The sequence below is a fragment of the Streptomyces rhizosphaerihabitans genome (assembly GCF_025399795.1).
Lineage (GTDB): Bacteria > Actinomycetota > Actinomycetes > Streptomycetales > Streptomycetaceae > Streptomyces > Streptomyces rhizosphaerihabitans.
Window position 1 is genome coordinate 82,664 of the sequence record NZ_JAODTZ010000039.1, and the last position, 11,521, is coordinate 94,184.

Annotated in this window: 6 protein-coding genes and 2 pseudogenes; all 8 read left to right on the forward strand. The window is 70.0% G+C overall.

The window, feature by feature from the left end; genetic code table 11:
* The first annotated feature begins 4 nt into the window (after positions 1 to 4).
* Complete coding sequence (locus N4G66_RS31295; RefSeq protein WP_261707626.1) at positions 5 to 973, forward strand: ABC transporter substrate-binding protein; 969 nt, start codon at positions 5 to 7, stop codon at positions 971 to 973.
* A 249-nt stretch (positions 974 to 1,222) separates the two neighbouring features.
* Entirely contained in the window at positions 1,223 to 3,661 is a 2,439-nt protein-coding gene (locus tag N4G66_RS31300; RefSeq protein WP_261707627.1) for a GcvT family protein, read from the forward strand.
* 145 nt (positions 3,662 to 3,806) lie between these two features.
* Positions 3,807 to 3,989 (forward strand): annotated as a pseudogene (locus N4G66_RS31305) (bifunctional methylenetetrahydrofolate dehydrogenase/methenyltetrahydrofolate cyclohydrolase); the annotation flags it as partial.
* A complete protein-coding gene (gene glyA, locus N4G66_RS31310) occupies positions 3,986 to 5,308 on the forward strand; it encodes a serine hydroxymethyltransferase (protein ID WP_261707628.1) in 1,323 nt (440 codons plus the stop codon). The pseudogene N4G66_RS31305 and the gene glyA, both read left to right, overlap by 4 nt.
* Positions 5,305 to 6,537, forward strand: a complete 1,233-nt coding sequence (locus N4G66_RS31315) for a sarcosine oxidase subunit beta family protein (RefSeq protein WP_261707629.1) — start codon at positions 5,305 to 5,307, stop codon at positions 6,535 to 6,537. Before glyA ends, N4G66_RS31315 begins: the two co-directional genes overlap by 4 nt.
* A gap of 12 nt (positions 6,538 to 6,549) precedes the next feature.
* Entirely contained in the window at positions 6,550 to 9,798 is a 3,249-nt protein-coding gene (locus N4G66_RS31320) for a sarcosine oxidase subunit delta family protein (RefSeq protein WP_261707630.1), read from the forward strand.
* Positions 9,791 to 10,393 carry a sarcosine oxidase subunit gamma gene (locus N4G66_RS31325; protein WP_261707631.1) on the forward strand — a complete coding sequence of 201 codons (603 nt, stop codon included), beginning with the start codon at positions 9,791 to 9,793 and terminating at the stop codon, positions 10,391 to 10,393. The genes N4G66_RS31320 and N4G66_RS31325 overlap by 8 nt, the downstream gene beginning before the upstream one ends.
* Before the next feature lie 709 nt (positions 10,394 to 11,102).
* Positions 11,103 to 11,267: pseudogene (locus N4G66_RS31330) on the forward strand (pirin family protein); the annotation flags it as partial.
* Between the last annotated feature and the right edge of the window lie 254 nt (positions 11,268 to 11,521).

Below are 11,521 nucleotides of genomic sequence, written 5' to 3' on the forward strand. Positions count from 1 at the left end.
GACCATGGCAAGGCAAGCAAGACAGTGGAGAGTCGGCGCGGCCGGCATTGCGGTCCTCGGCCTCACCCTCACCGCCTGCGGCGGTGCGAAGGTCGGTGACAGCTCCGCCGACTCGGACAGCTCGGGCAAGTGCGGCACCTTCAACCTCGCGGTCAACCCGTGGGTGGGCTACGAGGCCGATGCGGCGGTCGTCGCCTATGTCGCGGAGCACAAGCTCGGCTGCAAGGTCACCAAGAAGGACCTGAAGGAAGAGATCGCCTGGCAGGGGTTCGGGACGGGCGAGGTCGACGCCGTTCTGGAGAACTGGGGTCACGACGATCTGAAGAAGAAGTACATCACCGGGCAGAAGACCGCCGTCGAGGCGGGTCAGACCGGCAACAAAGGCATCATCGGCTGGTACGTGCCGCCGTGGCTGGCGAAGGCGCACCCGGACATCACCGACTGGAAGAACCTGGACAAGTACGCGTCTCAGTTCAAGACCTCGGAGTCGGGCGGCAAGGGCCAGCTGCTCGACGGCGACCCGTCGTACGTCACCAACGACGAGGCGCTGGTGAAGAACCTGAAGCTGGACTTCAAGGTGGTGTACGCGGGAAGCGAGACCGCGCTCATCCAGGCCTACCGGAAGGCCGAGAAGAACAAGGAATGGGTGATCGGCTACTTCTACGAGCCGCAGTGGTTCCTGTCCGAGGTGCCGCTGGTCAAGGTCAATCTGCCCACGTACAAGACGGGCTGTGACGCCGATGCGGCGAAGGTCGCCTGCGACTATCCCGTGTACGACCTCGACAAGATCGTCAGCGCCAAGTTCGCCAAGTCGGGCAGTCCGGCCTTTGACCTGGTGAAGAAGTTCAACTGGACGAACGACGATCAGAACGTCGTGGCCAAGTACATCGCCGTGGACAAGATGTCGGCCGAGGCGGCGGCGAAGAAGTGGGTCGAGGCCAACCCCGACAAGGCCGACGCCTGGATCAAGTAGGGCGCGACACGGCTCCGTCTCCGGCACCCCTCCGGAGCTGGACCGTCGACGCACGAGCGACCCGGAAACCCGCCGGACGGGCCCGGCAGGCTGCGCTGGCAGCCTGCCGGGCCTCGTCGCGTTTCGGGCTGTTTTCCGACGTCACGGACCCCTTGACACCCACTCCTCGTGACAGGCACATTGAGTTGCGCAACCTGAAGCATGTTGCGCAGACAGCAACTCGATTGCTTTCAAGTCGGAGGTGCGGCGATGGCGGGACCCCGAGTGGTCATCATCGGAGCGGGCGTCGTGGGAGCGGCGCTCGCTGACGAGATTTCCGCGCGAGGCTGGACCGAAGTGACCGTGGTCGACCAGGGCCCGCTCCCTGCCACCGGGGGATCGTCGTCGCACGCCCCGGGCCTGGTCTTCCAGACGAACTCCTCCAAGACCATGACCGAGTTGGCCCGCTACACGGTCGAGAAGTTCTGTTCCCTCGACGTCGACGGCCGGCCCTGCTTCCTGCAGGTCGGCGGCCTCGAAGTGGCGACCACCCCCGAGCGCGTCGCGGAGCTGCACCGCCGCCACGGCTGGATCACCGCCTGGGGCATCGAGGCCCGGCTGCTGAGCCCCGAAGAGTGCGTCGAGCAGCACCCGCTCGTGAACCCGGACAAGGTCCTCGGCGGCCTCCTGGTACCGACCGACGGCCTCGCGAAGGCCGTCCTCGCCGTCGAGGCGCAGATCCGCCGGGCCACCGAGCGCGGTGTGCGCTTCCTCGCCCGCCACGAAGTCCTCGACGTGCGGCAGAGCGAGGGCCGCGTCATCGGCGTCCTCACCGACCAGGGCGAGATCCCCGCCGACATCGTCGTGTGCTGCGCCGGCATCTGGGGCCCGAAGATCGCCCGCATGGTCGGCATGAACCTCCCGCTCACCCCCCTCGGCCACCAACTGGCCTGGACCGGGCCGGTACCGGCGCTGGCGGGCCAGACCGAGGAGGCGGTGCGCCCGATCCTGCGCCACCAGGACGCCGATCTCTACTACCGCGACCGCTTCGACACCCTGGGCATCGGCTACTACGGCCACCGTCCGATGCCGGTCTCCGTCGACGACATCCTGTCCGTGGACGAGGCCGACGCGATGCCGTCGGTCCTGAAGTTCACCGAGGACGACTTCGAGGACGCCTGGACCGAGACCCAGTCCCTGCTCCCCGCGACGCGGGAGGCCAAGGTCGAGGAGGGCATCAACGGCCTGTTCTCCTTCACCACCGACGGCCAGCCGCTCCTCGGTGAATCCCCGGACGTCAAGGGCTTCTGGGTCGCCGAGGCCGTCTGGGTCACCCACTCCGCCGGCGTCGGCCGGGCCATGGCCGAATGGCTGGTCGACGGCTACTGCTCGTCCTTCGACCTGCACGAGTGCGACGTCAACCGCTTCGAGCCGCACCAGCTCGCCCCGGAGTACGTCCTGGCCCGCGACTGCCAGAACTTCGTCGAGGTCTACGACATCCTGCACCCCCTCCAGCCGTCGGGGGACCCGCGCCCGATCCGCACGAGCCCCTTCTACGCGCGCCAGCAGGAACTGGGCGCCTTCTTCCTGGAGGCGAACGGCTGGGAGCGCCCCCAGTGGTACGAGGCCAACGCGGGCCTGGTCGAGGGCCGTTCCATCCCCACGCCCAACGACTGGGCCGCGCGCTACTGGTCGCCCATCGTCGGCGCCGAGGCACAGGCCACCCGTGAGACCGTCGCGATGTACGACATGACGGCCCTCAAGCGCCTGGAGGTCAGCGGCCCCGGTGCCGCCGACTTCCTGGAGCGCCTGTGCACCGGCAAGATCGCCAAGTCGGTCGGCTCGGTGACGTACACCCTGCTCCTCGACCACGACGGCGGCATCCGCAGCGACATCACCGTCGCCCGCCTGGCCCGCGACCTCTTCCAGGTGGGCGCCAACGGCAACCTGGACCTCGACTGGTTCACCCGCCACCTCCCCGCCGACGGCACGGTCCAGGTCCGTGACATCACCCCGGGCACCTGCTGCATCGGCCTGTGGGGACCGCTCGCCCGCAGGGTCCTGGGACCCCTCACCGACGCGGACTTCTCGAACGACGGCCTGAAGTACTTCCGCGCCAAGCGCGCCTACATCGGCTCGGTGCCCGTCACCGCCATGCGGTTGTCGTACGTCGGTGAGCTCGGCTGGGAGCTCTACACCACCGCCGACCAGGGCCGGAAACTCTGGGACACCCTGTGGCAGGCGGCCGAGCCGCTCGGCGGCGTCATCGCCGGCCGCGGCGCCTTCAACAGCCTGCGCCTGGAGAAGGGCTACCGCTCCTTCGGCACCGACATGACCTACGAACACGACCCCTACGAGGCCGGGGTCGGCTTCGCCGTCAAGCTCGACAAGGACGACTTCATCGGCAAGGCCGCGCTGGAGCGGCGCAAGGCCGACGTGCGGCGCAAGCTCACCTGCCTCACCATCGACGACCCGGGGGCCGTCGTCCTGGGCAAGGAGCCGGTGTACGACGGCGACCGCCCCGTCGGCTATGTCACCAGCGCCGCCTACGGCTACACGATCGGCAAGGGCATCGCCTACGCGTGGCTCCCGGCGGAACTCGCCACCCCCGGCACCACCGTGCACATCGGCTACTTCGACCAGCGCGTCGAGGCGGTCGTCGCCGAGGAGCCCCTGTTCGACCCGACCATGTCCCGCCTCCGTGGTTAGCACGACATCGTCGGCTTCGAGGGAAGGAGTACCGCCGGTGACCGCACAGCTGCTCGACGGCAAGGCGACCGCCGCCGCGATCCGCCGCGAACTCGCCGAACGCGTGACCAAGTCGACGGCCACCGACGGTCGCCCGCCCGGGCTCGGCACGGTCCTGGACGTCGGCATCACCCGCACCGACCACGGGCTGGTCGGCGATGTGCACCCGGACGCCGCCCAGGTCGCCGGATGGCTCGCGCCGATGCCCGGGGGCGTAGGACCCATGACGCGGGCGATGCTGCTCGCCAATGTCGTCGAGGCCGCCGAGAGGAACGCGAACGCCGTATGAACGCGCTGAACACCCCCCTGGCGGAACTGGACCCCGAGGTCCACGCCGCACTCCGCGCCGAGCTGCACCGCCAGCAGTCGACCCTCGAAATGATCGCCTCCGAGAACTTCGCGCCCTCCGCCGTGCTGGAGGCCCAGGGCTCGGTCCTCACCAACAAGTACGCCGAGGGCTATCCCGGCCGCCGCTACTACGGCGGCTGCGAACACGTCGACGTCACCGAGCGCCTCGCCATCGAGCGGATCAAGTCCCTCTTCGGTGCCGGGTTCGCCAACGTCCAGCCGCACTCGGGCGCCCAGGCGAACACCGCCGTCTTCTTCGCCCTGCTGCAGCCCGGCGACACCATCCTCGGCCTCGATCTCGCGCACGGCGGGCACCTCACGCACGGCATGCGCATCAACTACAGCGGCAAGATGTTCAACGTCGTGCCGTACCACGTCGCCGAGGCGGACAACCTCGTCGACATGGACGAGGTGGAACGCCTCGCCAAGGAACACCGCCCCAAGATGATCATCGCGGGTTGGTCGGCGTACCCGCGGCAGCTGGACTTCGCGGCCTTCCGGCGGATCGCCGACGAGGTGGGCGCCCTCCTCATGGTCGACATGGCGCACTTCGCCGGTCTCGTCGCCGCCGGGCTGCACCCCAACCCCGTACCGCACGCCCACGTCACCACCACGACGACGCACAAGACGCTCGGGGGTCCCCGCGGCGGCGTCATCCTCACCAATGAGGCCGACCTCGCGAAGAAGATGAACTCGGCGGTGTTCCCCGGCATGCAGGGCGGCCCTCTGGAGCACGTCATCGCCGCGAAGGCGGTGTCGTTCAAGGTCGCCGCGTCACCCGAGTTCGCCGAGCGCCAGGCCCGTACGCTCGCCGGCTCCCGCATCCTCGCCGAACGCCTCACCCGGGTCGACGCGGCGGCCGCCGGGGTGAAGGTCCTCACCGGCGGTACGGACGTCCACCTCGTCCTGGTCGACCTGCGGGACTCCCAGCTCGACGGCAGGCAGGCCGAAGACCTGCTCCACGAGATCGGCATCACCGTCAACCGCAACGCCGTGCCCTTCGACCCGCGCCCGCCCATGGTCACCTCGGGACTGCGTATCGGCACCCCGGCGCTGGCCACCCGAGGCTTCACGGATGACGACTTCGAAGAGGTCTCCGATGTGATCGCCCTGGCCCTCCAGCCCGAGCCCGACATCGCCGCCCTGCGCGCCCGCAGCGAGGCGCTGGCCGCCAAGCACCCGCTCTACCCGCACCTTTCAGAAGCAGAAGCAGAAGCAGAAGCACAAGCACAAGCACAAGAAGTCGGAGAAGTCCGATGAGCCCCCGCACCCCCGGCGCCGAGCTCCCCGAGCACCCCGACTGGCTGTGGCGCACGCCGGAGCCCAAGCGGTCCTACGGCGTGGTGATCGTCGGCGGCGGCGGCCACGGCCTCGCCACCGCCCACTATCTGGCGAAGAACCACGGCATCACCAACGTCGCCGTGCTGGAGAAGGGCTGGCTGGCGGGCGGCAACATGGCCCGCAACACCACGATCATCCGTTCCAACTACCTGTGGGACGAGAGCGCCGGGATCTACGAGCACGCGCTCAAGCTGTGGGAGGGACTGGAGGAGGAACTCGACTACCCGATCCTCTTCTCCCAGCGCGGTGTGCTCAACCTCGCCCACAGCCTCCAGGACGTCCGCGACAGCGTGCGCCGCGTCGAGGCGAACCGGCTCAACGGCGTGGATGCCGAATGGCTCGACGAGCGGCAGGTCAAGGACGTCTGCCCGATCGTCAACATCTCGCCCGACGTGCGCTATCCGGTCATGGGCGGCACCTACCAGCCGCGCGCCGGCATCGCCAAACACGACCACGTCGCCTGGGGCCTGGCCCGCTCCGCCGACGCGGCCGGCATCGACATCATCCAGAACTGCGAGGTCACGGGCCTCGACATCGTCGGCGGCCGGGTCGTAGGAGTGCAGACGACGCTCGGCCCGATCGCGGCGGGGAAGGTGGCGCTCTGCTCGGCCGGCCACACCTCGGTGCTCGCCGCCATGGCCGGCATCGAACTGCCGCTGCAGAGCCACCCGTTGCAGGCGCTCGTATCCGAGCTCCTCGAACCGGTGCACCCGACGGTCGTCATGTCCAACGCGGTCCATGTGTACGTCAGCCAGGCCCACAAGGGCGAGCTGGTGATGGGCGCGGGCATCGACTCGTACAACTCCTACACCCAGCGCGGCGCCTTCCACATCATCGAAGAGCAGATGTCCGCCGCCCTGGAACTCTTCCCGGTCTTCGCCCGCGCCCATGTGCTGCGCACCTGGGGCGGCATCGTCGACGTCAGCCCCGACGCCTCACCCATCGTCGGACTCACCCCGGTCGACAACCTCTACCTGAACTGCGGGTGGGGCACCGGAGGATTCAAGGCCACCCCGGGCGTCGGCTGGGTCTACGCCCACACCATCGCCCACGACACCCCTCACCACCTCAACGCCCCCTTCTCGCTCGACCGTTTCACCACCGGCGCGCTCGTCGACGAGCACGGCGCGGCCGCGGTGGCCCACTAGGGAGCCGAACCCATGCTGCTCATCCCATGCCCCTGGTGCGGGCCCCGTGACGAGGCCGAGTTCCACTACGGCGGCCAGGCACACGTGCCCTATCCCGAGGACTCCGCCGCCCTGACCGACGAGGAGTGGGCGCGCTACCTCTTCTTCCGCGACAACCCCAAGGGCCCGTTCGCCGAACGCTGGAGCCACGCGGCCGGATGCCGCCGCTGGTTCAACGCGGTGCGCGACACGGCGACGAACGAGATTCTCTCCGTGTACCGCTCGGGCGAGCCGAGGCCGGACAATTCCACCCGGCCCGGGTTGTGGGCAGGCGTTCTGCAGGGCGGATCAGGTGGGCACAACCCACCCACGGCCCCGCAGTCCTCGACGGACCCCGCGGGGTCCGGGACGGCAGCCCCAGTCTCGGGAAGGGGCGGGCTCGGGGAAGAAACCACTCCCGTCGCCACCCAACCGTTCCGGCTGCCCACCGGCGGCCGAGTCCACCGCGGTGAGCGCCTCCGCTTCACCTTCGACGGTACGGAGTACGAGGGCTTCCGCGGCGACACCCTCGCCTCCGCCCTCCTCGCCAACGGCGTCATCGAGGCCGGCACGAGCATCAAGCTCGGCCGCCCGCGCGGCATCTTCTCGGCCGGTGTCGAGGAGCCCAACGCCGTCATCCAGATCGAGGCACCCTTCCCCGAGCCGATGCTGCCCGCGACGACCGTCGAACTGTACGACGGTCTGGTGGCGAGCAGCCTGCCCGGTCAGGGACGCCTCGCCACCGAACCGGACCCTGCCCGCTACGACGCCGTCCACGCGCACTGCGACCTGCTCGTGGTCGGCGCCGGACCGGCCGGACTCGCCGCCGCGGCAGCCGCCGCGCGCAGCGGAGCGCGCGTCATCCTCGCCGACGACCGGCCGGAGCTGGGCGGCAGTCTGCTGGGGTCGGGCGAACTCCTCGACTGGGCGGAAGAGATCGGCGCGCTCCTAGAAGTCGCGCCCGAGGTGAGCGTGCTGCGTCGCACCACGGTCTTCGGTCACTACGACGACAACCACCTCCTCGCCGTCGAGCGCCGCACCAGTCACCTTGGCGCCGAGGCCCCGGAGCATGTCTCCCGCGAGCGTGTCTGGCGCATCCGCGCCCGTCGCGTCGTGCTCGCCACCGGCGCCCACGAGCGTTCGCTGGCCTTCGCGGACAACGACCGCCCCGGTGTGATGCTGGCCGCCTCGGCCCGCGCCTACGTCAACCGCCACGGCGTCCTTCCCGGCCGCCGCGCCGTCGTCTTCACCACCAACGACAGCGCCTACGCCGCCGCGCTGGATCTCGCGGCGGCGGGCGTGGACGTCGCGGCGATCGTCGACACCCGGCCCGAGCCGGGGGAGTGGGCGCGCCGTGCCCGGGAGTCCGGGATCGAGGTGCTGAGCGGACACGCCGTGGTCGGCACCGAAGGCGACCCGCGGCTCACCGCCGTGACGGCCGCTCCGTACGGGGAGTCGGCAGGGACCCGGGAGTTCGCCGCCGACCTGCTGCTGGTCTCCGGCGGCTGGAACCCCGTAGCGCACCTGTTCAGCCAGGCGGGTGGAAAGCTGCGCTACGACGACACACTCGGCTCCTTCGTCCCCGGCACCTGCCGCCAGGCCGTCGAGGTCGCGGGCAGCGCGAACGGCGTCCTCGACCTGGCCCGGGTCCTCGCGCAGGGCGCGGCCGCCGGTGCCCGAGCGATCGAGGCCGAGGGCTACGCCTCCGAGGCGCCCCGCCTCCCCGAGGTGACCGCCGAACCGCACTCGCCCGCCATGCGGGTCTTCCTCGTCCCCGGCCCCGCCGGCGCACCCCGTTTCGTCGACCTCCAGCGCGATGTCACCGTCGACGACCTGACCCGCGCGACCGGCGCCGGCCTGCGCTCGGTCGAGCACACCAAGCGCTACACCACGGCCGGCACCGCCAACGACCAGGGCAAGACCTCCGGAGTTCTGGCCGGCGGCGTCGTCGCCGAACTGCTCGGGGTGGACGTCTCGGCCCTCGGCACGACGACGTTCCGGCCGCCCTACACTCCCGTCTCCTTCGCCACCCTCGCGGGCCGCGACCGCGGCGCACTGCACGACCCGATCCGTACGACCGCTCTGCATGACTGGCACGTCATGCACGGCGCCCTGTTCGAGAACGTCGGTCAGTGGAAGCGGCCCTGGTACTACCCGCAGGACGGCGAGGACATGGAGACCGCCGTGCTGCGCGAGTGCGCCGCCGCCCGCGACGGCGTCGCCTTCATGGACGCCTCCACCCTCGGCAAGATCGACGTACAGGGCCCGGACGCCGCCGTCTTCCTGGACCGGCTCTACACCAACATGATGAGCACCCTGAAGGTCGGCATGATCCGCTACGGCGTCATGTGCCACCTGGACGGCATGATCTTCGACGACGGCACCGTCATCCGCCTCGCCCAGGACCGTTTCCTGGTCACCACGACGACGGGCAACGCGGCCGCCGTACTGGACTGGATGGAGGAATGGCTGCAGACCGAATGGCCCGGGCTGCGCGTCCACTGCACCTCCGTCACGGAACAGTGGGCCACCGTCGCCCTGGTCGGCCCCCGTTCCCGCGAGGTGCTGGGGACGCTCGCGCCGGCGCTGGCGGTGGACAACGACAGCTTCCCGTTCATGGCGTGGCGGGACACGACCGTCGCGGGCGTCGAGGCCCGGGTGTGCCGGATCAGCTTCTCCGGCGAACTGGCCTATGAGATCAATGTGTCACCGTGGGAGGCGCTCGCCCTGTGGGAGGCGCTGTACGAGGCCGGTGCCCCGTTCGGCATCACCCCGTACGGCACCGAGACCATGCACGTCCTGCGCGCGGAGAAGGGCTACCCGATCATCGGCCAGGACACCGACGGCACCGTCACTCCGCACGACCTCGGCATGAGCTGGGCGGTGTCGAAGAAGAAGCCCGACTTCATCGGCAAGCGCTCCTACGCCCGTGCCGACGCCGTCCGCCCCGACCGCAAGCACCTGGTCGGCCTGCTCCCGGAGGATCCGGGTGCCTTCCTCCCCGAAGGCACGCAGCTGGTTGCTGACAGCGTGCTGCCCGCCCCGCCCGTCCCGATGCTCGGCCACGTCACCTCCAGTTACCGCAGCGCGGCGCTCGGCCGGACCTTCGCCCTCGCCCTGGTCAAGGGCGGCCGGGACCGCATCGGCGAGCGGCTCTACGCCCCCGTGGGCGACCGGCTGGTTCCGGTGACCGTCGCAAGCCCCGTCCTCTACGACCCCGAGGGAGCCCGCCGCGATGGCTGACACCGCCCTTACCATCCCGCGCCGCAGTCCCCTGTCGCATGCCGCCGACCGCCTGGCCGCCGCGACGCGCACCTCCGGGGGCGCGGTCCGGCTGGCCGAACTTCCCTTCCTGGCACAGGTCAACGTCCGGCTCGACGCCAAGGGAGCGGCAGCGGACGCCGTCGGGCTCGCGCTGGGCCTCCAGCTGCCCCTCGAACCCAACACCGTCGTACGCGCCGGCGAGCTGACCGCTGTGTGGCTGGGCCCCGACGAATGGCTGGTGGTGGGTCCGACCGGCGGTCAGCGGGATCTGGAGAGCCGGATCAGGGCGGCGAGCGGCGACGAGCCCGTGGCTGTCACCGACGTCTCCGCCCAGCGCACCACCCTCCTCATCACGGGTCCACGCGCCCGTGACCTGCTGGCACATGGCTGCCCCCTGGATCTGCACCCGCGTATCTTCAGGGCCGGGTGCTGCGCCCAGACCACCCTGGCCCGCACACAGATCGTGCTGGTCGCCAGGGACGAGCCCAAGGCCGGGTTCTGGGTACTGGTCCGTTCGTCCTTTGCCGACTACCTGACGGACTGGCTGCTGGACGCGGCGGCGGAATACGTCTGAACGAGCTCAACAGGGCGTGATATCCACAGGAGGTGGGAGGCGTCCGCGACCGACAGGCCGATGTTGTCAGGATCCGTCGCTGTGCCCGCTGCGGCGCCCCTGCGCAGCGTGTGTCGGTACGGGCGATCCTGTCTGCGTGTCTGCGTGTCTGCGTGTCTGCGTGTCTGCGCGCGGAACGCGGAGACAGACAAAGCGCAGAACATTTGCGGGCGGCCTTCGACGCGGTTGGCCCGCTGTTGCTGATCGGCTGGGCCGTCCCCCGGCACACCGGCGGTGCCGGGGGACAGGCTTGGCCATACCGAGGGTGACTGCATAAAGTGCAATCAGCCGAACCCGGTACCTGGGCCGGCGACGATGAGCTCCTTGAGTGTGCCCGGGCGGAAGATGCCCGGGCACTGGCAGACCCATCGGGGGCCGACCTCTGCGGAGACGCTCCGCCCCCGCCCGCGCATCGGCGCCGCACGATCCCGCTCCCTGGTTCGCCCTCTTGCGTGCAGGAAGCGCGCCTGACACCGGCACGTGTCGGGTCGTACTGGGGAGGTTTGATATCCCCCGAGGGTTGCCGTCCACGACCTTGTGGTCGAACGTGTTCATCCAGCGGCGAACCCGGACTCCTCGGTCTGCTTCCCAGCCGCGCTCCGGTATCAAATCCTTTACTCGTGGGGGCACTTGGACCACCGGGACGGGGATGATCGTAGTCCTTGAAAACGTGTGGTGGAACTTCATCGGCCGCACTCAGGAGGACATCGAACAGACCCGGCAGGACTGGGCCAAGGGCGCGCGTTTCGGTGAGGTGAAGGGGTACGACGGTGCGCCGCTGTCCGCACCGGAACTGCCCCCGGTCGCGTTGAAGCCACGGGGACGCGTGCGCTGAGCTGCGATGGTATGACCACGGTGCGGAGCGTCGACGGTCGCGGCACCGCCTTCTCGCTGCGTCGCCGGTTCCCGAGCGACCACCTGCCGGTGCGGGCCTCGCTGTTCCTGAGAGTCCGATGCCGGGGCGGCCGGTGACCGATGGGAGCGGTCAGGGGCCCCGCCCCGGCGTCGGAGTCGGGGGTGGTGTCGTCGTGTCATCGGGCGGGCGGAAGGCTTCGGCAGACCCACGGAGCCCGCGGACCCACGGAGTCG